Origin of the sequence: Streptomyces coeruleoprunus (genome assembly GCF_039542925.1) — a bacterium.
Classification (GTDB): domain Bacteria; phylum Actinomycetota; class Actinomycetes; order Streptomycetales; family Streptomycetaceae; genus Streptomyces; species Streptomyces coeruleoprunus.
In genome coordinates this window covers 3,366,196-3,389,117 of sequence record NZ_BAABIT010000001.1, presented here as the reverse complement: position 1 = coordinate 3,389,117, position 22,922 = coordinate 3,366,196, and the positions used below count along the sequence as shown (strand labels likewise).

Annotated in this window: 21 protein-coding genes; 17 read left to right on the top strand and 4 right to left on the bottom strand. The window is 70.9% G+C overall.

Features of this window, described 5'->3' with window-relative positions; translation table 11 throughout:
* Positions 1 to 25 precede the first annotated feature (25 nt).
* From fbaA to ABEB09_RS14820, 10 genes are all read left to right on the top strand, one after another.
* Positions 26 to 1,066 (top strand): class II fructose-bisphosphate aldolase, encoded by a 1,041-nt coding sequence (fbaA, locus tag ABEB09_RS14865; RefSeq protein ID WP_345693947.1) that lies wholly within the window; start codon positions 26 to 28, stop codon positions 1,064 to 1,066.
* A 71-nt stretch (positions 1,067 to 1,137) separates the two neighbouring features.
* Positions 1,138 to 2,313 carry a MalY/PatB family protein gene (locus ABEB09_RS14860; protein ID WP_345690381.1) on the top strand — a complete coding sequence of 392 codons (1,176 nt, stop codon included), beginning with the start codon at positions 1,138 to 1,140 and terminating at the stop codon, positions 2,311 to 2,313.
* 47 nt (positions 2,314 to 2,360) lie between these two features.
* Positions 2,361 to 2,774, top strand: coding sequence for a DUF3151 domain-containing protein (locus tag ABEB09_RS14855; RefSeq protein WP_345690380.1), 414 nt, complete (start codon positions 2,361 to 2,363; stop codon positions 2,772 to 2,774).
* A gap of 174 nt (positions 2,775 to 2,948) precedes the next feature.
* On the top strand, positions 2,949 to 3,902 hold the full coding sequence (locus ABEB09_RS14850; protein ID WP_345690379.1) for a DUF3152 domain-containing protein: 954 nt from the start codon (positions 2,949 to 2,951) through the stop codon (positions 3,900 to 3,902).
* Positions 3,903 to 4,011: 109 nt separating this feature from the next.
* The gene (locus tag ABEB09_RS14845) at positions 4,012 to 4,869 is read left to right on the top strand and encodes a tryptophan 2,3-dioxygenase family protein (protein ID WP_345690378.1); all 858 of its coding nucleotides are present in this window, start codon (positions 4,012 to 4,014) and stop codon (positions 4,867 to 4,869) included.
* Positions 4,862 to 6,070, top strand: a complete 1,209-nt coding sequence (gene kynU / locus ABEB09_RS14840) for a kynureninase (RefSeq protein ID WP_345690377.1) — start codon at positions 4,862 to 4,864, stop codon at positions 6,068 to 6,070. The genes ABEB09_RS14845 and kynU overlap by 8 nt, the downstream gene beginning before the upstream one ends.
* 89 nt (positions 6,071 to 6,159) lie before the next feature.
* Complete coding sequence (locus ABEB09_RS14835; RefSeq protein WP_345690376.1) at positions 6,160 to 7,029, top strand: alpha/beta hydrolase; 870 nt, start codon at positions 6,160 to 6,162, stop codon at positions 7,027 to 7,029.
* Positions 7,030 to 7,133: 104 nt separating this feature from the next.
* On the top strand, positions 7,134 to 8,432 hold the full coding sequence (locus tag ABEB09_RS14830; RefSeq protein ID WP_380839355.1) for a sensor histidine kinase: 1,299 nt from the start codon (positions 7,134 to 7,136) through the stop codon (positions 8,430 to 8,432).
* Entirely contained in the window at positions 8,429 to 9,088 is a 660-nt protein-coding gene (locus tag ABEB09_RS14825; RefSeq protein ID WP_345690375.1) for a response regulator, read from the top strand. The genes ABEB09_RS14830 and ABEB09_RS14825 overlap by 4 nt, the downstream gene beginning before the upstream one ends.
* A gap of 117 nt (positions 9,089 to 9,205) precedes the next feature.
* Positions 9,206 to 10,414: a cytochrome P450 gene (locus ABEB09_RS14820; RefSeq protein WP_345690374.1), complete on the top strand. Its 1,209-nt coding sequence runs from the start codon at positions 9,206 to 9,208 to the stop codon at positions 10,412 to 10,414.
* Here ABEB09_RS14820 and ABEB09_RS14815 read toward each other — a convergent pair.
* Entirely contained in the window at positions 10,404 to 11,915 is a 1,512-nt protein-coding gene (locus ABEB09_RS14815; protein ID WP_345693945.1) for an ABC transporter permease, read from the bottom strand. The genes ABEB09_RS14820 and ABEB09_RS14815 overlap by 11 nt on opposite strands.
* A gap of 98 nt (positions 11,916 to 12,013) precedes the next feature.
* Positions 12,014 to 12,910 carry an ABC transporter ATP-binding protein gene (locus ABEB09_RS14810; RefSeq protein ID WP_345690373.1) on the bottom strand — a complete coding sequence of 299 codons (897 nt, stop codon included), beginning with the start codon at positions 12,908 to 12,910 and terminating at the stop codon, positions 12,014 to 12,016.
* 93 nt (positions 12,911 to 13,003) lie between these two features.
* Here ABEB09_RS14810 and ABEB09_RS14805 point away from each other — a divergent pair, with 93 nt between their 5' ends.
* Positions 13,004 to 13,516, top strand: a complete 513-nt coding sequence (locus ABEB09_RS14805; protein WP_345690372.1) for a GbsR/MarR family transcriptional regulator — start codon at positions 13,004 to 13,006, stop codon at positions 13,514 to 13,516.
* Here the strand turns inward: ABEB09_RS14805 and ABEB09_RS14800 are convergent.
* Positions 13,513 to 13,767, bottom strand: a complete 255-nt coding sequence (locus ABEB09_RS14800) for a hypothetical protein (protein ID WP_345690371.1) — start codon at positions 13,765 to 13,767, stop codon at positions 13,513 to 13,515. The genes ABEB09_RS14805 and ABEB09_RS14800 overlap by 4 nt on opposite strands.
* Before the next feature lie 72 nt (positions 13,768 to 13,839).
* On the opposite strand from ABEB09_RS14800, the gene ABEB09_RS14795 reads away from it, so the two are divergent.
* Entirely contained in the window at positions 13,840 to 14,067 is a 228-nt protein-coding gene (locus tag ABEB09_RS14795; protein ID WP_345690370.1) for a hypothetical protein, read from the top strand.
* A gap of 195 nt (positions 14,068 to 14,262) precedes the next feature.
* Here ABEB09_RS14795 and ABEB09_RS14790 read toward each other — a convergent pair whose 3' ends face one another.
* Positions 14,263 to 15,105: a diacylglycerol kinase gene (locus tag ABEB09_RS14790; protein ID WP_345690369.1), complete on the bottom strand. Its 843-nt coding sequence runs from the start codon at positions 15,103 to 15,105 to the stop codon at positions 14,263 to 14,265.
* Positions 15,106 to 15,279: 174 nt separating this feature from the next.
* On the opposite strand from ABEB09_RS14790, the gene ABEB09_RS14785 reads away from it, so the two are divergent.
* The 5 genes from ABEB09_RS14785 (at position 15,280) to ABEB09_RS14765 (ending at position 22,573) form a co-directional block, all read left to right on the top strand.
* Positions 15,280 to 16,563, top strand: a complete 1,284-nt coding sequence (locus tag ABEB09_RS14785) for an adenylosuccinate synthase (protein WP_345690368.1) — start codon at positions 15,280 to 15,282, stop codon at positions 16,561 to 16,563.
* Between the two features lie 99 nt (positions 16,564 to 16,662).
* On the top strand, positions 16,663 to 17,925 hold the full coding sequence (locus tag ABEB09_RS14780) for an AAA family ATPase (RefSeq protein ID WP_345690367.1): 1,263 nt from the start codon (positions 16,663 to 16,665) through the stop codon (positions 17,923 to 17,925).
* Positions 17,925 to 18,662 carry an RloB family protein gene (locus tag ABEB09_RS14775; protein WP_345690366.1) on the top strand — a complete coding sequence of 246 codons (738 nt, stop codon included), beginning with the start codon at positions 17,925 to 17,927 and terminating at the stop codon, positions 18,660 to 18,662. The genes ABEB09_RS14780 and ABEB09_RS14775 overlap by 1 nt, the downstream gene beginning before the upstream one ends.
* A 61-nt stretch (positions 18,663 to 18,723) precedes the next feature.
* Positions 18,724 to 21,375, top strand: coding sequence for a type I restriction-modification system subunit M (locus ABEB09_RS14770; RefSeq protein WP_345690365.1), 2,652 nt, complete (start codon positions 18,724 to 18,726; stop codon positions 21,373 to 21,375).
* Positions 21,365 to 22,573 (top strand): restriction endonuclease subunit S, encoded by a 1,209-nt coding sequence (locus ABEB09_RS14765; protein ID WP_345690364.1) that lies wholly within the window; start codon positions 21,365 to 21,367, stop codon positions 22,571 to 22,573. Before ABEB09_RS14770 ends, ABEB09_RS14765 begins: the two co-directional genes overlap by 11 nt.
* Positions 22,574 to 22,922: the final 349 nt, after the last annotated feature.

Sequence of the window (22,922 nt, the reverse complement as noted above, 5' to 3'; positions counted from 1 at the left end):
GGATACGCAACGCACGCAACCGCAGATCACAAGGAGCGGACAGATGCCCATCGCAACCCCCGAGGTCTACAACGAGATGCTCGACCGGGCGAAGGCAGGCAAGTTCGCCTACCCGGCCATCAACGTCACGTCGTCCCAGACCCTGCACGCCGCCCTGCGCGGCTTCGCGGAGGCGGAGAGCGACGGCATCATCCAGATCTCGACCGGTGGCGCGGAGTTCCTGGGCGGTCAGCACAACAAGGACATGGTGACCGGCGCGGTCGCCCTGGCCGAGTTCGCGCACATCGTCGCCGCCAAGTACGACATCACGGTCGCGCTGCACACCGACCACTGCCCGAAGGACAAGCTGGACGGCTACGTCCGCCCGCTGCTCGCCGTCTCCGAGGAGCGCGTCGCCAAGGGCCTGGGCCCGCTCTTCCAGTCGCACATGTGGGACGGCTCCGCCGAGACCCTCGCCGACAACCTGGAGATCGGCCAGGAGCTGCTGGCCCGCGCCGCCGCCGCCAAGATCATCCTCGAGGTCGAGATCACCCCGACCGGTGGCGAGGAGGACGGCGTCAGCCACGAGATCAACGACGAGCTGTACACCACCGTCGACGACGCGCTGCGCACCGCCGAGGCGCTGGGCCTGGGCGAGAAGGGCCGCTACCTGCTGGCCGCCTCCTTCGGCAACGTCCACGGCGTGTACAAGCCGGGCAACGTCGTGCTCCGCCCCGAGCTGCTGAAGGACCTCCAGGAGGGTGTGGCCGCCCAGTACGGCAAGGCCAGCCCGTTCGACTTCGTCTTCCACGGCGGCTCCGGCTCCACGCAGGAGGAGATCTCCACCGCTCTGGAGAACGGCGTCGTCAAGATGAACATCGACACCGACACCCAGTACGCCTTCACGCGTCCGGTCGCGGACCACATGTTCAAGAACTACGACGGTGTGCTGAAGGTCGACGGCGAGGTCGGCTCGAAGAAGACGTACGACCCGCGCACGTGGGGCAAGCTGGCCGAGGCGGGCATGGCCCAGCGTGTCGTCGAGGCGTGCCAGGCGCTGCGCTCGGCCGGTACGAAGCTGAAGTAGGCGCACTGAACCTCGGCGGGCCCGACATCGCGGAAGCGGTGCCGGGCCCGCCGCTTTCCCGAGGGGGCTGGGTGACGTACGACTTCGACACGACGCAGGACCTGCGGGGCACCGGATCCTTCCAGTGGGATGTGCTGCCGGACCGCTACGGCGTGCCGGACCTGGTGCCGTTCGCGATCGCCGACATGGACTTCCGCTCGCCGCCCGAGGTGCTGGAGGCGCTGCGGCGGCGGGTCGACCACGGCGTGTTCGGCTACACGGACTGGCGCTACAGCGGGTTCCCGGAGGCCGTACGGGACTGGTACGCGCGGCGGTACGGGCTGGACGTCGACCCGGAGGCGCTGGTCTTCGGGCCGTCCGTGGTGAACGAGCTGGCGCAGCTGCTGCGGATGTGGACCGCGCCGGGGGACGGCGTGGTGGTGCACACCCCGACGTACGTCGGCTTCATCAGCGCGCTCGCCGGGCTCGGGCGGCCCCTGCGGGGCGTGCCGATCGGCGACGAGGAGGCCCTGGAGCGGGAGCTGGCCAGGCCCGGCACACGGGTGCTGCTGCTGTGCTCACCGCACAACCCGACCGGCCGGGTGTGGACGCGGGAGGAGCTGGAGGGCTTCGCCCGGCTGGCCGAGGCGCACGGAGTGGCCGTCATCAGCGACGAGATCCACGCGGACCTCACCCACGAGGGCCATCGCCACTTCCCCTGGCCCGCCGTCGCCCCGCCCGGCAGCCGGTGGGCGCTGATCACCTCCGCGACGAAGGCGTTCAACTTCCCCGGCGCGACCGGGGCGTACGGGGTGATCGGCGAGCCGGAGCAGCGGGCGGCGTTCGTGGACCGCATGGAGAACGCGGAGGGCATGGCGGCGGCGTCGCTGTTCTCGCTGACCGCGCACGTCGCCGCGTACCGGCACGGGGCGGCCTGGCTGGACGAGCTGCGGCCGTACGTGGCGGGCAACCTGCGCCTCCTGGCCGATCGGCTGGAGGCCGCGTTCCCGGGCCTCGCCCTGTACACGCCGCCGCAGGCCGGCTACCTGGCGTGGATCGACCTGCGGCCGCTGGGCGTGGACGACCAGGTGCTGAACGACGAGCTGGTCGCGCGGGAGCGGATCACGGTGCGGACGGGGGTGGCGTACGGCACGCCGGGCTTCGTGCGGGTCAACCTCGGCTGTCCCCGCGCGAAGGCGGAGCGGGGCGCCGACGCCCTGGTCCGCACGCTGACCCGGCTGGCGGAGAAGGGCACCGGGGCGGGGTAGGGACGGAGCGGCGCGGGAGACGGGGGGCGGCGTAGGAGACTGGGGCCATGTCGATTCACGAGAACCTGCTCGGGGGCCCGCCCCCGACCCATCTGCCCGACGACCCCGAGCCGCGCGAGCTGCTGGCCGCCGGCACCGCGCCCGAGGAGGTCGCCGCCAAGTACCCGGCGTCCTCGCTGGCGTGGGCCGAGCTGGCCGACGCGGCGTTCGCGGCCGGCCGCGCCGTCGAGTCGTACGCCTACGCCCGCACCGGCTACCACCGGGGCCTGGACGCGCTGCGCCGCAACGGGTGGAAGGGTCACGGTCCGGTGCCGTGGGAGCACGAGCCGAACCGGGGCTTCCTGCGCGCCCTGCACGCCCTGGCCCGCGCCGCCGGGGCGATCGGCGAGAAGGAGGAGTACGAGCGCTGCACGACGTTCCTGCGGGACTCGTCGCCGCTCGCGGCGGACACGCTGGGCTGACGGACCCTGCCCAACGGGGCCCGGAGGGGGCTGGATTCAGCCCTCTCCGGGGGAGCCCGCCGTCGCTTCAGCTAACGCCGTCTTGATGTGACCGGCCGGTACGATCGCACAGACCATCGATTTCACGCGCCGGTCCTCCCCCCACCCGGCCGCGACCAGGGGGAGAGGTCTGTCGTGGGCAAGCGTGCCGCCGGGAAACGCGCCGCCGCCGCACCGCGGAGCAGCCGTCGCCGACGCGCCGGCCGGGCCCGCGGCAGCGGCGGCCACCGGTCGCTCGGCCGGATCGTGCTGGGCGGTCTCGTCCTCGGCGCCCTGTCCCTGGGCGCGGGCGCGGCCCTGGCCCACTGGGAGGGCGACGGCGACCCCACCGCCGACGAGGGCGCACGCGCCGCCGCCCCCGACACCCGCGGCCCCGAGGGACCCGCTGCCACGCCGTCGCCGGAGCCCGGCGCCCCGACGCCACCGTCCCCCTCGCCGCCGCGCTCGCCGTCCGTCCCGGCCTCCGGCTCCGCCTCCGCGCCGGCCTCGGCGAAGCCGCCCACCGGCTCCTCGCCCCCGGCGGTGCCCCACTCCGGCGCCGGTACGTTCACCACCGCCCGCGCCTCCGGCTCCAGGGCCGGCACCGGAACCCTGCGCCGCTACCGGGTCCAGGTCGAGGACGGCACCGGCCTGTCCGCCACCGACGCGGCCCGCGAGATCGAGCAGATCCTCGCCCACCCCCGTGGCTGGGCCGCGCACGGCCGCGGCGCGTTCCAGCTGGTCTCGGAGGACGCCGACTTCGTGATCCGTATCGCCACGCCCAGGACCGCCGACCGGCTCTGCCTCGCCCAGGGGCTCGACACCGGCGGCGAGCTGAACTGCGAGACCACCGAGGGCGTCGTGGTCAACCTGAAGCGCTGGATGCTGGGCTCGCCGACCTTCACCGGCACCCCCGCCGAGTACCGCCATCTGATCATCAACCACGAGGTCGGGCACGAGATCGGCATCCGCCAGCACATGGGGTGCCCCGGCCCCGGGAAGCCCGCGCCCGTCATGATGCAGCAGATCAAAGGGCTCAAGGGATGTGTGTCCAACGCCTGGCCCTACGACGAGGACGGCCGTTACATCACCGGTCCGATCGTGCCATGATGCGACCGGGACCGCGCGCCACAGAGCCGGGTCCCGAGGGGACCGGGGCTCCACCACCGAACGGAAGGAGCGGACCGCTACCCGGTAGCACGCATTGACGGAGACAGCGATGTCTACTTCGCCTACCACCCCCGACGCCTCGGCGGCCGGTTCGGAAGACGCTCCGAACCTGGATTTCGCGGGCACGACACCCTATGAGGACTACGTCCAGGCGGACGTCCTCACCCACCTCCAGCACCTCCGCTCGGACGACCCGGGCGAGATGGTCTTCCTGGTCACCACCCAGGTGATGGAGCTGTGGTTCACCGTCATCGTCCACGAGTGGGAGACCGCGAGCCGCGCCCTGCGCGAGGACCGCGTCCCCGTGGCGATGGACGCCCTCCAGCGGTCCGTGTACGAGCTGGAGTCCCTGAACGCCTCGTGGAAGCCGCTGGCCCGGCTCACGCCCGCCCAGTTCAACGCGTACCGCGCCGCCCTCGGCGAGGGCTCCGGCTTCCAGTCGGCCATGTACCGCCGCATGGAGTTCCTGCTCGGCGAGAAGTCCGCCTCCATGCTGGTCCCGCACCGGGGCGCGCCCCGCGTCCACGCGGAGCTGGAGAAGGCCCTCCACGAGCCCAGCCTGTACGACGAGGTGCTGCGGCTGCTCGCCCGGCGCGGGTTGCCGGTGCCGGCCGCCGTCCTCGACCGGGACCTGTCCCAGCGCTACGAGCCGTCGCCCGAGGTGGAGGCCGTCTGGGCGGACATCTACGCGGACCGCGACCAGCACAGCGAGCTGGTGCGGCTCGGCGAGGCCCTGACCGACGTGGGCGAGCTGGTGTGGCGCTGGCGCAACGACCACCTCGTCGCCACCCGCCGCGCCATGGGCTCCAAGACCGGCACGGGCGGCTCCGCCGGCGTCGCCTGGCTGGAGAAGCGCGCCCGCAAGAACGTGTTCCCCGAGCTCTGGACGGCCCGCAGCCATGTCTGACACCGACCTCCCGAAGAAGGCCGCCGCGCTGGACGCCGCCGACCCGCTCGCCAAGCGGCGCGAGCTGTTCGCCCTCGACGACGGCGTCGTCTACCTGGACGGCAACTCGCTCGGGGCGCTGCCCCGGCACGTACCCGGCCGGATGGCCGACGTCATCACCCGCGAGTGGGGCGAGCTGCGCATCCGCTCCTGGGGCGAGAGCGGCTGGTGGACCGCGCCCGAGCGGATCGGCGAGCGCGTCGCGCCGCTCGTCGGCGCCGCGCCGGGACAGGTCGTCGTCGGTGACTCGACCAGCGTCAACGTGTTCAAGGCGCTGGTCGGAGCCGTACGGCTGGCCGACGACGACAGCCGCGACGAGATCGTCGTGGACGCCACGACATTCCCCACCGACGGGTACATCGCCGAGTCCGCCGCCCGGATGACCGGGCGCCGCCTCGTGCCGGTCGCCCCCGCCGACGTACCGGCGGCGGTCGGCCCGCGCACGGCGGCCGCGCTCGTCAACCACGTCGACTACCGCACCGGCCGCCTCCACGACCTGCCCGGCATCACCGCAGCCGTGCACGCGGCGGGCGCCCTCGCGGTGTGGGACCTGTGCCACAGCGCGGGCGCCCTGCCCGTGGGCCTCGACGAGCACGGCGTGGACCTGGCGATCGGCTGCACGTACAAGTACCTCAACGGCGGGCCCGGCTCGCCCGCGTACCTGTACGTCGCCGAGCGCCACCAGCCGCGCTTCGACTCGCCGCTGCCGGGCTGGACCTCGCACGCCGACCCGTTCGCGATGACCCCCGGGTACACCCCGGCGGACGGCGCGGTGCGCGGCCGGGTCGGCACGCCCGACATCCTGTCCATGCTGTCCCTGGAGGCGGCGCTGGACGTGTGGGACGGCGTGTCCGTCGAGGACGTACGGGCCAAGAGCCTCGCCCTGACGGACTTCTTCCTGGAGTGCGTACGGGCCTACGTCCCCGACGGCCGCCTCACGTGCCTGACGCCCGAGGCCCACGGGGAGCGGGGCAGCCAGGTCGCCCTGGCGTGCGCCGACGCGCCCGCGATCATGGAGGAGCTGATCTCCCGCGGTGTCGTGGGCGATCTGCGCCGCCCTGACGTGCTGCGTTTCGGCTTCACCCCGCTGTACGTCGGCTTCGCGGACACCGAGCGCGCGGCGCGCACGCTCGCGGAGGTCTGTTCGGGACGCCAGAGCTGATGTTCGGCCTGATCTGCGGGGGCCCCGGTGCCTGATACGGTCCCCGCAGGTCAGGCCAATTCGGCCCCGTCACCGAAAGGTTGAGCAGCATGCCCGACCCCGCCGCACGCGACGCCGCCGAGGAAGCGTCGGCCCTGTCGCATCCGGCCGTGGACCCCGACTCCACCGCCTCGTACGGTGAACACCCCGACCAGATCGTGGACTTCTACGCGCCCCGGGACCGGCACGACCGGGTGCCGCTCGTCGTCGTGCTGCACGGCGGGGCGTGGCGGGCGCCGTACGACCGGTGGCACATCACCCCTTTCGTGGACTTCCTCGCCCGGCGCGGCTTCGCCGTCGCCAACGTCGAGTACCGGCGCGGCGGCGAGATCCCCGCGCCCCGCGGGACCGGGCCGGTCGCCGGCCGCTGGCCCGAGACGTTCGACGACGTGGCGGCCGCCATGGACGCGCTGCCCGCGCTGGCCTCCGCGCACCTGCCGCAGGCCGACCTGCGGCGCACGGTCGTCACCGGCCACTCGGCCGGCGGCCACCTCGCCCTGTGGGCCGCGGCCCGGCACGTCCTGCCCGCCGGCTCACCGTGGCGCCTGGACGCTCCGCCGGACCTGCGCGGCGTCGTGGCCCTCGCGCCCATCGGGCACTTCGAGCGGGCGGTGGAGCTGGACGTCTGCGGCGGCGCGGTCACCCAACTCCTCGGCGGCGAGACCGACTTCAAGACCCGGGCGGCCGCCGCCGACCCGGCGTCCCTGCTGCCCACCGGTATCGCCACGGCCCTCGTCCAGGGCCGCGAGGACATCGTCGTGCCGCTGCCCGTCGCCGAGGCCTACGCGGACGCGGCGGCGAGGGCGGGCGAGATGGTGGGCCTCACCGTCCTCGACGACGTGGGCCACTTCCCGCTGATCGATCCGTCGGCGGACGCGTGCGCCGTGGTCGCGGAGGAGATCGCGCAGCTGGCCTGGTAGGCGGGGGCGTGCCCCGGGCGGCCGTGTAGTACTCAGGACGGACGCCCGGGAACCCGTCTCCAAGGCGACGCGGCCCCTCCGCCCGCCCCCGTACGGTGGCTGACGTGAACGAGACGACGCAGCGCACCGCCCCCGAGGCGCGCAGCCCGGAGATACGCCTCGCCATGGGCGCGCTCCACGGGCTGCGCCAGGAACTCTTCCACGACGCCCTCGCCTACCGGCCGCTGCCGCCCATGGCCACCGACGGCCCCGTCATGCGGCGGCTGCCCGGCCGGCTGCGCCGGTACGCCGTGTGGTTCCCGCACGCCGTCGTCGCGTCGGCCGCGCTGGTGGGCCTCATCGCCGTGTACGACCAGTCGATCTTCCTGCCGGCCGGGCTCCTCTCCGTCGGCGCCATCCTGCTCACCCTGCTGCGGCCCGTCGCCGCGTTCTGGCTGTCGCTGCTCGGCACGCCGGTCGTCGCCCTCGTGCTGGGCTCCTGGAGCAGCTGGCCGTGGCCGCACGTGTCGTTCTTCGCGCACCTCGTCGTGCTGACGGTGGTCGCCGCCCGGACACGGCCGCGCACCGCCGCGTGGATGTGGGTCCTGACCGCCGCGTACGGAGCGTCCGCCGGGGCCCTGCTGAGCACCGGCTACAGCAACCACACCCCCGAACTCCTCTTCATCGCGGCCCTGAGCCTGCTGGCCGTCACCGTCCTCCACGTCCGCCGCCAGGCGAAGGAGGACGTCACCGCCCAGCAGACCGTCACCGCACAGGAACGCTCGATGCGCACCCTCCTGGAGGAGCGCACCACCATCGCCCGCGAGCTGCACGACGTGGTCGCCCACCACATGTCCGTCGTCGCCATCCAGGCCGAGGCCGCGCCCTACCGGGTCGAGAACCCGCCGCCCGAGCTGGAGCAGGCCTTCGCCACCATCCGCGAGAACGCCGTCGCCGCGCTCACCGAGCTGCGCCGCGTCCTCGGCGTCGTCCGCGCCGAGGACTACCAGGCCCCCGACGCGCCCCAGCCGACCCTGGCCGACCTCGACGGGCTGATCGCCAATGTGCGGGACGCCGGGCTGACCGTCGACAAGACGGTGACCGGCGCGGTCCGCGAGCTGCCGCAGGGCGTGGAGCTGTCGGCGTACCGGATCATCCAGGAAGCCCTCAGCAACGTGCTGCGGCACGCGCCGGGCGCGTCCGCGCGGGTCGAGGTCAGCTATGTGCTCGGCGGGCTCGGCCTGCGGATCGTCAACGGGCCGCCGCGCGGGCTGGTCAAGCCCTCGCCGGGCGCCGGACACGGCATCACCGGCATGCGGGAGCGCGTCGCCATGCTGAACGGCGAGCTGACCGCGGAGACGACGGAGGACGGCGGGTACGAGGTGACCGCGTTCGTCCCGGTGGCGAAGGACGGGACCGCATGACGATCAAGGTGCTCATCGTCGACGACCAGATGATGGTCCGCGAGGGTTTCTCCGTACTGCTGAACGCGATGACCGGCATCGAGGTCGTGGGCGAGGCCGTCAACGGCCGCGACGCCATCGTCAGGGCCGCGGAGCTGCGCCCCGACGTCGTCCTGATGGACATCCGCATGCCCGAGATGAACGGCATCGACGCCACCCGCGAGATCGTCGCGGCGGACGGGGACGCGAAGGTGCTCGTCCTGACCACCTTCGACCTGGACGAGTACGTGTACCAGGCGCTGCGCGCCGGGGCGTCCGGGTTCCTGCTGAAGGACGCCTCCGCGCGGCAGCTGGCCGACGGGGTGCGGGTCGTCGCGGCGGGCGAGGCGCTGCTGGCGCCGACGGTGACCCGGCGGCTGATCACCGAGTTCGCCAAGCGCGCGGAGTCGCCGCGGGCGCCGGCGCTGGCGCGGGTCGGTGAGCTGACGGAGCGGGAGACGGAGGTGCTGGTCCTGATCGCGCAGGGGCTGTCGAACGCGGAGATCGCGGCGCATCTGATCGTGGCGGAGTCCACGATCAAGACGCACGTGAGCCGCATCCTGGTGAAGCTGGGCCTCCGCGACCGCACCCAGGCAGCGGTCTTCGCCTACGAGGCCCGCCTCGTCACCCCGAGCTGACGCTCGCCACCGCCGTTTCGTTGTGGGCAGTCGTTCCTCCCCCAAGGACTACGTCCAGGGGGGACCCCCATGCGGAACGACTGCCCACAACGGCGGAACGGCGGGTAGCGTCCACGCATGGGTGCTGTGAGTTTTGACCCCTGGTCTCGGGACTTCGTCGCCGATCCCTACCCCGCGTACGCGGACCTCCGCGGCCGCGGTCGCGTGCACTGGTTCGAGCCCAGTCGGCAGTTCCTCGTGCCGCACTACGCCGACGTCTCCGCGCTGCTCCGCGACAGGCGCCTCGGCCGCACCTACCTGCACCGCTTCACGCACGAGGAGTTCGGCCGCACCCCGCCGCCCCCCGAACACGAGCCGTTCCACGTGCTGAACGGCAACGGCCTGCTGGACCTGGAGGCGCCCGACCACACGAGGATCCGGCGCCTGGTGTCGAAGGCGTTCACGCCCCGTACCGTCGAGGGCCTCGCCCCGGTGGTGCGGCGGCTGGCCGCCGAGCTGGTGGACGGACTGGTGGAGGCGGGCGGCGGTGACCTGCTGGCCCAGGTCGCCGAGCCCCTGCCGGTCGCCGTGATCGCCGAGATGCTGGGCGTCCCGGAGGCGGACCGGGGCCTGCTGCGGCCCTGGTCGGCGGCGATCTGCGGGATGTTCGAGCTGAACCCGGACGAGGAGACCGCGCGGCGGGCCGTCCGTGCCTCCGTGGAGTTCTCGGAGTACCTGAGGGAGCTGATCGCCGAGCGCCGCCGCCGGCCCGGCGACGACCTGGTCTCCGCGCTGATCGCCGCCCACGACGAGGGCGAGCGGCTGAGCGAGCAGGAGATGGTGTCCACCTGCGTGCTGCTGCTGAACGCCGGCCACGAGGCGACCGTGAACACGACCGTCAACGGGTGGTGGACGCTCTTCCGCCACCCGGAGCAGCTGGCCGCGCTGCGGGCCGGGGAGGTCGCGCTGTCCACAGCTGTGGAAGAGCTGATGCGTTACGACACCCCGCTCCAGATGTTCGAGCGCTGGGTGCTCGACGACATCGAGGTGGGGGACGTCGTCATTCCGCGCGGGGCGGAGGTGGCGCTGCTGTTCGGCTCCGCCAATCGCGACCCCGCCCGGTTCCAAGAGCCGGACCGGCTCGATCTGGGGCGGGCCGACAACCCGCACATCACGTTCGGCGCCGGCATGCACTACTGCCTGGGCGCGCCGCTGGCCCGCCTGGAGCTCGCCGCCTCGTTCGGCGAGCTCCTGCGGCGGGCCCCGGGGCTGCGGCCGGCCGCCGAGCCGGAGTGGCGGCCGGGCTATGTCATCAGGGGCGTGCGGGAGCTGCTCGTCACGACGTGACGAGGTCCCTGCGGCGCAGCGCCGCCAGGCCCGCGGCCGTCAGCCCCGCCGCCAGGGCCAGCAGGAGCAGCACCGGCGGCCAGTTCATGTCCGGGCCCGGCAGCTTCGGCAGGTGCCCGAACGGCGACAGGTTCAAGACGGCCTGCGGCAGGTTGAGCGCCGGGCCGATCCAGCCGAGCGCGAGGGACAGCCCCGCCACCGCCCAGGCGGCCACGGCGGCCTTGGGGAACGCGCCGTGCAGCAGCACCGCGAGACCGGCCAGCGACCACATGGCGGGCAGCTGGACGAGCGCCGCGCCGAGGATCCCGCCGAGGTCCTTCCCGTACGCCACGTACATGCCGGTCCCGGCCACCAGCATCAGCAGCACCGAGCCGGCGAACGCGATCACCAGGTGGCCCGCCGCCCAGCGCAGCCGGCTCACGGCGTTCGCCAGGACGGGTTCGGCCCGCTGCGAGGTCTCCTCGCTGTGCAGGCGGAGGACCGAGCCGACGGCGTAGAGGGAGCCGATCATGCCGAACATGCCGAGCAGCGCCGCCAGGAACGCTTCGGTCAGCGCGCTCCGGCCGCCCATCCGCTCGAAGATCTCCCGGGCCCGCTCGTTGTCCCCGACCAGGTCGGCGGCGCCCTCCACCATGCCACCGAAGACGAGCCCGGCCGCGAGGAAGCCGAGCGTCCAGCCGAGGAGGCCGCCGCTCTGCAGCCGCCACGCGAGGGCGCCCGCCGTGGCGAGCCGGCCGTGGGCGGGGCCGGGGCGGGCCGGCAGGAAGCTCATCCCGACGTCCCGGCGGCCCGCCAGCCCGTACGCCGTGAGGGCCTGCGCCACGACGGCCGCGGCGGGCAGGAGGAGCACCCACCAGCGCTCGCCGGCGAACGACCGGACGTTCTCGGCCCAGCCGATCGGGGACAGCCAGGTCAGGACGGAGCTTCCGTCGGCCGTGCCCGCGTCACCGGCGGCGCGCAGGACGAACGCGCAGCCCAGCACCGCCGCCGTGATGCCCTTGGCGAGCCGCGCGCCCTCGGTGAGCTGGGCCGCGACGGCGGCGGTCGTCGCGAAGACCATGCCGGTCAGCCCGACCGCGAGGCCCAGGGCGAGGGCGCCGTCCGCACCCCGTGACGCCAGGCCCGCCGTGATGATCAGCGTCAGGGCCGTATCGGCGACCAGCGCCGCGAGCAGCGCGGCGGTCAGCGGGGCACGGCGGCCCACCATCGCGGAGGAGAGCATCTCCTGGCGCCCGGTCTCCTCCTCCTCGCGGGTGTGCCGTACGACGATGACGAGGCTCATGACGGCCGCGAGGACGGCGGCGAAGACCGCGAACCGCCAGGCGACCAGGGCGCCGGTCGAGTCGCCGAAGACCGGGCCGTACAAGGAGCGCAGGGAGCTGTTCCCGTTCATCGACGCGGCGAGCCCGGTCCTGGCCTCGGGCGTGTCGTACAGCGCCTCGATGGAGGAGCCGCCGCTGACCACCATCGTGCCCACGACCAGCACCCAGACGGGCATCATCACGCGGTCCCGGCGCAGGGCGAGCCGCAGCAAGGCTCCCGTTCCGGCGAGGTGGCGCGAGCCGCCGCCCGTGCGCGGGGCAGCAGAGGTCGGCGTCGTCACCGGGCCACCGCCTCGTCCGCGTAGTGGCGCAGGAACAGCTCCTCCAGGGTGGGCGGCGCGCTGATCAGCGACCGCACCCCGGACGTGGTGAGCGAGCGCAGGACGGCGTCCAGCCGGTCGGTGTCGACCTGGAGCCTGACCCGGTGGCCGTCGATCCGGAGGTCGTGGACGCCGGGCAGCAGGGCGAGTCCGTTGGGCGGTCCGGCCAGCTCGGCCTCGACGCTGGTACGGGTCAGGTGGCGCAGCTCGGCGAGGGAGCCGGTCTCGACGGTCCGGCCCGTGCGGATGATGCTGACGCGGTCGCAGAGGCTCTCCACCTCGCTGAGGATGTGCGAGGAGAGCAGGACCGTACGGCCCCGGTCGCGTTCCTCGCGGACGCACGCCTGGAAGACGCCCTCCATGACGGGGTCCAGGCCGCTGGTCGGCTCGTCGAGGATCAGGACGTCGACGTCGGAGGCGAGGGCGGCGACCAGGGCGACCTTCTGCCGGTTGCCCTTGGAGTACGTGCGGCCCTTCTTGGTCGGGTCGAGTTCGAACCGCTCGACCAGGGCGGCGCGGCGGTTCTTGTCGAGGCCGCCGCGGAGCCTGCCGTACAGGTCGATGACCTCTCCGCCGGAGAGGTTGCGCCACAGCGTGACGTCGCCGGGGACGTAGGCGACGCGGCGGTGCAGCTCGACGGCGTCCCGCCAGGGGTCCCGGCCGAGCAGCCGGGCGGTGCCGGAGTCGGCGCGCAGCAGGCCGAGCAGGACCCGGATGGTCGTGGACTTGCCCGAGCCGTTGGGGCCGAGGAAACCGTGGACCTCGCCGGCCGCCACGGTCAGGTCGAGACCGGCCAGCGCGTGCGTCCGCCCGAAGGACTTGTGGAGTCCGGCGACGGTGATGGCGTTCGTCATGCTTCTGAACGTACGCGCACTTCACAAAGTTGTGAAGTTAAGGAAGCGTATAAAATCGCCGGGGTACGGAGGACGACGGGAGACGATGGGCGCATGGAGTCGAACGACCAGGTCACGAGCGAAGCCGGCCGGGACGGGCAGGACCCGGGCGGGGAGGCGGTGGGCCGCTTCGTGGAGCGCTTCGCCGGGGAGCTGACCCAGGCGGGCATGCAGCGGATGGCCTCCCGCGTCTTCGCCGCCCTGCTGGTCTCCGAGCGGGGCTCGATGACCGCCGCCGAGCTGGCCGAGCAGTTGAAGGTCAGCCCGGCCGCCGTCTCGGGCGCGGTGCGCTACCTGAGCCAGGTGAACATGATCGGCCGCGAGCGCGACCCGGGCTCACGGCGCGAGCGCTACGTCCTGCACCACGAGATGTGGTACGAGGTGTTCACCCGGCGGGACCAGGTGCTCACGCGCTGGGAGAACGTCCTGCGGGACGGCGCCCACGTCCTCGGCACCGACACGGCGGCGGGCGCCCGGGTCGCGGAGACCGCCGAGTTCTTCGAGTTCCTGCACAAGGAGATGCTCCAGATCATGGAGCGGTGGCGGGAGCACAAGGCCGCGGGCTAGTCGCAGATGTTGACGTGACCGCCGGGGGCCGAGGCCGTGCCGGTGCCGTTCGACGTGAAGTGGTTGCCGCACCGGTTGATCTCGTAGTGGACCGGCCGCTGGTAGACGTTGCCGTACTGGTCCCGGCCGTCGTCGACGGTGCCGCCGGCGATGCCGTCCCAGTCGGAGGCCAGAGCCGTACCGGCCGTTCCCCCGCACAGCAGGGTGGCGGCGGTCACCGCGCCCAGGAGTACTCGCGAGATCGGCTTCATGGTCGTGCCGCCCTTCTGCCATGGGGACGAATCCCCTGTCTGTACGCGCAGCAGATAGGGGATCATGGAGGGATGAGTCACGCATTGCGACGCGCCGCCGGAGTCGCGGTCCTCCTCCTCGGTATCTCCGTGGCCCTGTGGATGACCTTCGGCGCTCCCCAGCAGTGGCAGGGCACCACGCGGCTGTGGCGCATCGTCCTCGGCTTCTCGTTCATAGGCCTGGTCACGGGCGGTGCCTGGTTGATGTTCCCCGACAAGGGGGAACCCGCGGGCCTGACCGAGGCCGAGGAGAGCGCGTAGGCGGTGCCTGGCGGATCTTTCCCCCACCCCGCCCCTTCCCGAAACCGGGGGCTCCGCCCCCAGACCCCCCGTATCGCGCCTGAACGGCGCTCGTCCTCAAGCGCCGGACGGGCTGATTTCAGCCCCTCCGGCGTTTGAGGAGCGGGGGGCGGGGGGCGGAGCCCCCGATTCGGGAAAAGTCCGGCCGGACACGACCTACCCCCGGTCCGGCGACAAGGCCGGGGCCGGGACGACCAAGGACCACGCCGACGGGCGGACCGTCCAGGTGCGGGTGCGCACCGGGCCCGTGAGCAGGGTGTCCGCCCGGTATGTGAACCCCGCGCCCGACACGGTCACCGCGCTCGCCGCGGCCCGCACCGGCTCGGCCGCCCGGGGCCGGACCACCACCTCGGCCACCCCGTCGTCACGCGAGGCGACCGTCACGCCCTCCACCGGGTCGTCCACGTCGCTCAGCAGCCGCCCGTCCGCCTCGACCCGCAGCCGGTGGGCCCGCATCGCGGGGACGCGGGGCGCGGGCGCCGGCCGCACCAGGGTGCGCACCAGGTCCCGGCACGTCCCCCAGACGGACGGCAGCGGCTCCAGGTGCGGCGCCGGAGAGGAATCCGGCCCGTCCGGGATGCGCAGCCCGCCCACGACGACCCCGCCCCGGTCGTCGACGAGCAGGTCCAGCCGCCGCTCCACCCCGTCCAGCACCGCCCGCGCGGCCGTCACCGCACCCGTCGGCGTGCCCAGCGACACGGCCAGCCGTACCGTTTCCGCCGGCCCGACCGGCACCAGCGACAGGGAGCTTTCGCCCAGGTCACCGCCCTCGTGCAGGGTGTGCACGGCACGCAGCAGCGCCTCGTCGTCACCGATCACCACGGGGCGCCGGGACCCCCGGCGCGCCAGGGCCCTGACGAACTCCTCGGGGCCGTCCGGCAGGCACACCTTCGCGGCGGCACCACCGCACAACACGTCCTTCGCGATTCGTACGGATTCGCCGTCGCCACGGCGCGCGACCGGGTCGATGACCACCAGGAGCTGGTCGGGAGCCGACACCTCGGTCCTTCCTCGGGTAGCATCTTTGTGCAAGAGCCCCTTGCGCTATTGCGCCAGGGGCTTCGTCTATTCCGGGGCACCGGTTCAACGGCTCAGGCTGCGCCGTACACCGTCGTACGGCATCTTCACCGCCCCTGACCTTGGACATGCCCCGCCCGGAAGGGGTGTACGCCTGTGCCCGCACTTGTGCTGCTCGGTGCTCAGTGGGGTGACGAGGGCAAGGGAAAGGCCACCGACCTGCTCGGTGGATCCGTCGATTATGTGGTGCGCTACCAGGGCGGCAACAACGCCGGCCACACGGTGGTCGTGGGTGACCAGAAGTACGCGCTGCATCTTCTCCCTTCCGGGATCCTCTCACCGGGGTGCACCCCGGTGATCGGAAACGGTGTCGTCGTCGACCCTGCGGTCCTGCTCTCCGAGCTGAGCGGACTCAACGAGCGTGGCGTCGACACCTCGAAACTGCTGATCAGCGGAAACGCGCACCTGATCACGCCGTACAACGTCACCCTCGACAAGGTGACGGAACGGTTCCTCGGCAAGCGCAAGATCGGTACGACCGGCCGCGGCATCGGCCCGACGTACGCCGACAAGATCAACCGCGTCGGCATCCGCGTCCAGGACCTGTACGACGAGTCGATCCTCACCCAGAAGGTCGAGGCGGCGCTGGAGGTCAAGAACCAGCTGCTCGCCAAGCTCTACAACCGGCGCGCGATCGAGTCGGGCAAGATCGTGGAGGAGATGCTCCAGTACGCGGAGCAGATCAAGCCGTACGTCGCGGACACCACGCTGATCCTGAACAACGCCATCGACGAGGGCAAGGTCGTCCTCTTCGAGGGCGGCCAGGGCACCCTCCTCGACGTCGACCACGGCACGTACCCCTTCGTGACCTCGTCGAACCCGACCTCCGGCGGTGCCTGCACGGGCGCCGGCGTCGGCCCGACGAAGATCAGCCGGGTCATCGGCATCCTCAAGGCGTACACCACCCGCGTCGGCGCCGGCCCGTTCCCGACGGAGCTGTTCGACGAGGACGGCGAGGCGCTGCGCCGTATCGGCGGCGAGCGTGGTGTCACCACCGGCCGTGACCGTCGCTGCGGCTGGTTCGACGCCGTCATCGCCCGCTACGCCACGCGCGTGAACGGCCTGACGGACTTCTTCCTCACCAAGCTCGACGTCCTCACCGGCTGGGAGCAGATCCCCGTCTGTGTCGCGTACGAGATCGACGGCAAGCGCGTCGAGGAGCTGCCGTACTCGCAGACCGACTTCCACCACGCGAAGCCGATCTACGAGTACCTGCCGGGCTGGTCCGAGGACATCTCCAAGGCCAAGACGTTCTCCGACCTGCCGAAGAACGCGCAGGGCTACGTCAAGGCGCTGGAGGAGATGTCGGGCGCCCCGATCTCCGCGATCGGTGTCGGCCCCGGCCGGACCGAGACGATCGAGATCAACTCCTTCCTGTAGGCCCAGGGCGGTGGCCGGTGCCGGATCGGTCCGGCCACCGCAGAGGGGCAGATATGCGCACGAGCCCCTGGCTAGGCTGTGCGCGATTAAGGAGACGGGATGCTGCTGAGATTCCGGGTGGCCAACGTACGGTCCCTGCGCGACGAGCAGGAACTGTCGTTCGTCGTACCCGAGGACGAGGAGGGGGCGACTGCCCGTCGGCTCTCGCTCTCCGACGGCAAGCAGCTCCCCGTATACCCGGTGCTGGGCATCTTCGGCGCCAACGCCTCCGGGAAGTCCAACGTCATCACCGCCCTGAAGAACATGCGCAAGGCCGTCCTCCGCTCCTACGCGGACTGGACGTCGCGCGACGGCATCCCAAGGGACGAATTCGCGCTCGATGCGAAGGCTGCGGCCGAAACCTCTTTCTACGAGGCCGACTTCGTCATGGCGGACGGGGTCCGCTGGACCTACGGCTTCGAGCTGAGCGACAGGCGGGTGGAGTCGGAGTGGCTCTTCGCCTACCCGAAGGGGCGCCGCCAGGTCTGGGTCGATCGGGACGCCTCCCGCGAGAAGCCGTTCGACTTCCCCGGGGAGCGCCTCCAGGACCGCACCCTGCTCGCCCGTACGACTCGGTCCGACGCGCTGCTGCTGACACGTGCGGCCAACGACGGACATCCGCAGCTCACCCCGATCTACGACTGGTTCCGGCAGAACCTGTGGGACGTCACGCCGGAGACGGAACGCCCCCAGCGTGAGGCGTATACGGTCCGGCGACTCATGGAGAGCGAGGAGTCACGCAGGCGGGTGGAGGAGCTGCTGCGCGTCGCCGACCTCGGGATCGCCGGGGCGGAAGTGGAGCACGATGCGCAAGGCCGACCGCTGGTACGGCTGATTCACACCGGCAACGGTGAGCAGACCGTGCTGGACTGGGAGGCGGAGTCCTTCGGAACCCGTTCCTGGTTCGCGCTGATCGGACCTCTGCTGCTTGCCCTCGACACGGGCGCGGTCCTGCTCGTGGATGAGCTGGACTCCAGCCTGCACTCCCGGTTCGCGGCGGAGGTCGTACGGCTCTTCCAGGCGCCGTGGGTGAACACCAAGGGGGCTCAGTTGATCTTTACGGCCCACGATCCGTCGCTGCTGCGCACTCCTGGCGGCGGACGGCTGCTGGAGCCGGGCCAGCTGTGGCTCACGGAGAAGGATCAGCGTGGTGCCACCGAGCTCGCCCCGATCGCGGACTGGGAGCCGGGTGAGGAGGAGGACCTCATGGCCTCATACCTGGCGGGCTCATTCGGCGCGGTACCCAAGGTGTCCGAGGGGCAGGTCGGACGGCGGCTGCTGCGTACGGATGAAACAGCGCGGATGGAGGCGGAAGAGGTCTGATGGCGAGGGCCAAAGGAGGGGACAGCGTCACCCGCAAGAAGGGAGGCGCGAAAGGCCGGAACTTCCGTGCACGTCAGGTGTACATCTTCACCGAGGGCGAGGTCACCGAGCCCGAGTACATCGACCTCATCCTGAAGGAAGGAACCCCGGCCAAGCCGGATCAGCGTGTTGAGCGACACTTCCAGAACGCGAACGCCGCGAGCAAGTACCGCAAGCCGCTCGCGATGGTGCAGGAGGCTGTCCGTGTCCTGCACAAGGTCGAGCGCGAGGCGAAGGATGCAGGGCTGAAGGAGCGGGACTGGAACTGGCCGCAGGTCTGGGTTCTCTTCGACCGTGACGATCACCAGGGTATCTCCGACGCTTTCAGGCTGGCCAAGGAAGGCGTGAAGATCGCCTACTCGCACCCCTGCTTCGAACTGTGGCGGCTCCTGCACTATCAGAACTACACCAGCACCTTCGGTGGCGTGTGCGGCGATGCCAACAGCCGCCTTCGGCAACAGCAGGGGTTCGCCCAAACGTATGGGGCGAACGTCCGCGCTGTATCCGAGCAGCAGGCGAAGCACATCAAGCCGGGGCAGCTTCTGCGCACGGACGACCGAAACCGCTACGCCGAGGCCAGGAAGCACGCGGAGAAGATCAACGCACGGCACAGTCCCAACACGGACCGGAACAATTGGGACCCGTACACCGACGTTCATGAGTTCATCGAGAGCGGCCTGCTGCTGAGCGGGTATTAGACCGCCAAGCCGCACAACCACCGGACGACTCGGCCCCAGGAACAGGATCAGGAAGAAACTCGTGGCAAAGCTCACGCTCGCCCAACTCGAACGGCACCTCTTCGCGGCGGCCGACATTCTGCGCGGCACCATGGATGCCGCCGAATACCGCGACTTCATCCTGGTCCTTCTCTTCCTCAAGCGCGTGAACGACGACTTCCTCGCCGCGAAGGAAGCGATCATCGCGGAGGAGCTGGCCGCCGGCACCCCCCGTGACGAGGCGGAGGAGGAGTCCGAGGAGCCGCTGAACTACCGGGTCCGTAAGGTCATGTTCGTCCCTGAGGACGCCCGCTGGGCGAAGTTGTCGGGTGCGGTCGACGATGTGGCGACCAAGTACCTGCAACCCGCGCTCAGCGCACTGGAGGCCGAGAACCAGCAGCTGCGGGGGCTGTTCAACCACGTCAACTTCAACCGGATCGGCGGAGGCGGCGGCAGCGGTTCGGCCGCCGCCAAGCTCGCCGACAAGCGGCTCACGGCGTTGATCGAGCACTTCGGAAGTCTGCGGCTGCGCGGCGAGGACTTCGAGTTCCCGGACGTGATCGGCGCGGCGTACGAGTACCTGCTGAAGGACTTCGCGGACTCCGCGGGAGCCAAGGGTGGAGAATTCTACACCCCGCGGGCTGTGGTCCGGATGATGGTGGAACTGGCACAGCCGCGCGCCGGGCACTACATCTACGACCCCTGCGTGGGCTCCGGCGGCATGCTCATCCACGCCAAGGAGTACATCGAAGAGCACGGCGGCGACTCGGACAACCTGAACCTGGCCGGCCAGGACGCGAACAGCGGTTCTTGGGTCATGGCGACGATGAACATGCTGTTCCACGGGGCCAGGTACTTCAATCTGAAGACCGGCGACACGCTCGTGAACCCTCAGCACCTGAACGAGTCGTACGACATCGTGCTGAGCAACCCACCCTTCTCGATGGATTACAAGGAAGACCAGATCGAGGACCGGAAGGAGCGCATGCCGCACGGCGCGACCTCCGAAAAGGGCAAGGCCGACCTGATGTTTTTGCAGCACATGCTGCACATGGCCAGGGACAGGGGCGGCTCGGTCTTCACGGTCATGCCCCACGGTGTGCTGTTCCGGGGCGGGACCGAGCGGGACATCCGGGCCGCACTGATCGAGGCCGACCTGCTGGAGGCCGTCATCGGCCTGGCGCCGAACCTCTTCTACGGGACGGGTATCCCGGCCTGCGTACTGGTGCTGCGCGCACCCGGGCAGAAGAAGCCGGAGAGGCGCGGCAAGGTGCTGTTCATCAACGCGGACCGGGAGTTCCACGCGGAGCGCGCGCAGAACGTCCTGCTGGCTGAGCATGTTGAGAAGATCGTCTCCACCTTTCACACATACGCGGAGGTGGACCGCTTCTCTCGCGTGGTGCCAGTGAGCGAGCTCGCGGTGAACGACTTCAACCTGAACATCCGCCGGTACGTGGACAACACCCCCCCACCGGAGTCGCAGGATGTGCGGGCGCACCTGGTGGGCGGTGTGCCGCGAGCGGAGATCGAGGCGAAGAAGCCGCTGCTGGACGCGTACGGGGTTGGCCTGGCCGACCTGTTCGCGGCGCGGGACGGCGATCCGACGTACGTCGATTTCCTGCCGGAGGGCGCGCGCCCGGACACGAGCCGGCTGACGGAGCTGGCCCGGTGGCGGGAGGACGAGCTGCGAGCCACGTTTGAGAAGTGGTGGGCGTCCGAGACGGAGCAGATCGAGGCGCTCGCTCCGTACGAGGGCGATGACCGTACGGAGTTCGAGAAGCGGGCCCAACTGGCCCGGCTGCGTGCCGACCTGATCGACTCCTTCCGCACCCGTCTGCTGGGCGTGGGCCTCTTGGACGAGCACGCGCTGGCGGGCGCGGTCGCGGGCTGGTGGCAGGACGCCAGGAACGACTTCAAGGCCCTGCTGGCGAACGGCTTCCAGGGCGTCGTCGAGGGTTGGGTCGAAACGGTCGAGACCATGCTGGAGCCCGAGCCCAATCCATGGACGGGCGGCGCCCGCAAGCGCACCGGGGCGGAGCGCCGTCAGGCGTACGACCACAAGGTGGTCGCCAAGATCGCCCCCATGTTCCTTGAAGACCTCGCCGAGGCGGACCGCCGCAAAGCGGAACTGGACGCGAAGCTGAAGGCCGCGGAGGAGGCGGAGGCCGCGCGGCTGGCCGCCGAGTCCGGCGAGGGCGAGGCCCTCGACCCCGCGCTGGCGGAGGCCCTGCTCAGCGAGGCGGAGCTGAAGCAGCTGAAGAAGGACCGGACGGCGGCTGGCACCAAGGTGAAGGAATTGGAGGACGATTTCTGGCCCCTGGGAGCGGCGAAGCCGAGAAGAAGGGCGGTGAAGTCGGCGGCGGATGCTGCGGCCCAGGCGACCCTGAACGTTCTGCTCCCCGCCGAGGCCGCCGACGCCGCGGACTCCGGGAAGCCCCGGACCTCCCGCCTCCACCGTTCCCGCGACGCGGTTTTCGAGGAAGGCCGCAGCGGCGAGGTGGTGCTCGGCATCCTCCACGATGACTTGGCGTCCAAGCTGGAGGGCCACCTGCTGCGCCGCCGCCGCGAGCTGATCGACACGTACCGGTCGTGGGAGGCGAAGTACCTGGTGTCCCTCCGGGACATTGAGGCGCGGCGCACGGTGGCGGCGGCGCGGCTGGACGGGTTCCTGAAGGAGCTCGGCTATGTGGGCTGAGGACGAGATCCGGTGGGTGCCGGTCGGTGAGGTCGGCGAAGTCCGGATGGGGAAGCAACTGTCGCCGGCGAGCCGGTCGGCGAGTGGGCAGATGCCGTATCTGCGTGTGGCAAACGTGTTCGACGGTTTCATCAGCTACCACGACGTCAATTACATGGGTTTCTCGGCGGCTGAGAAGGAGGTGTACGGGCTTCGGAAGGGTGACATCCTGCTTAATGAAGGGCAGGAGAACCTCATGATGGTGGGGCGTAGCGCCATCTTCGACGGTGAGCCTGGCGTCTACTGCTTTCAGAACACACTGATTCGGTTCCGGCCCGGGCCTGCGATCCTGCCTGAGTATGCGCAGGCTGTGTTTGTGGCATGGCGTCGCTCAGGGATATTCGCCAGCGTTGCCGAAAAGACAAGCATTTCGCATTTGGGTGGCGGCAGGTTCGCGCGGCTTTTGTTCCCGCTTCTTCCGCTTCAGCACCAGAGGCGCATCATTGAGGTGTTGGCTGCCGTCGAGGAGTCCGACAGGGCTGTCGAGGCGTCGCTTGAGAAGCTGCGTCCTGTGAGGAACGCGTTCCTCAACGAGTTGGCGAGCTTTGATCGGATGCAGCTGCGCGACGTGATCTCCTCTGGTCCCCAGAACGGTCTGTACAAGCCCGCGGAGTCCTACGGGGACACAGGGGTTCCGATCGTCCGCATCAGCAGCTTCTCCGGGGGTCCTTCGGATTTGACGCGTGGTTTGTTGTGTGTATCTGCCTCCCGGGCGGAGGAGGAACGCTATGGGCTCTCTGTTGGCGACCTGCTCGTCAATCGGGTGAACACCCCGGAGCTGGTCGGGAAGTCCACGGTCGTGGGCCGCCTGCATGAGCCCACGCTCTTTGAATCGAACATCATGCGTTGCAGGCTGCTCCTGGGCGAGGTTGACCCACGCTTTGTGGAAGCGTGGATGTCCACACGGACCGTGAAGTCCTACTTCGCGAGCCGGACGAAGCCGGCCGTATCGCAAGCGAGCATCAACGGCCCTGACGTCCTGGGTTGTCCCTTTCCGAAGCTGGATCTTTCCGAGCAGCAGGGCTTTCTGTCCCGGCTGGATGCCATTGATGGCCGCATGACTGCTGAGACTGCGGAACTCCTCAAGCTGCGCCAGTTGAAGCGTGGGGTACTGGATGACTTGCTTGGCGGCAAGCTCCAGGCGAGTGCGGGCGCATAGCTGGAACGGCGGGCAAACTGAGTTGTGGAGCTCTCCCGGGACGATGTGATGCGGCGAGAGAGATAGGAGATGGCAGTCAGGAAGCCGCCGACCTAACGGCAGCGGCGGCTGGGCATGGAGCTGCGCCGGATGCGTGAGCAGGTCGGGCTCAGCATCAACGAGGCTGCGGTGCTGACCGCACCGACCGCGTCCGCGTCTGGGCCTCCAACTACGCGTGCTCTGACCAGGAGTACGTTGACGCGCTTGCCGCCGTGGCCTGGTAGCGCAGTGGCGGCTACTGGTGGGACGAGTACCGAGACGCGGTCGCTCCGGTGATGCTGGACCTGACGGAACTGGAGTACCACGCTGC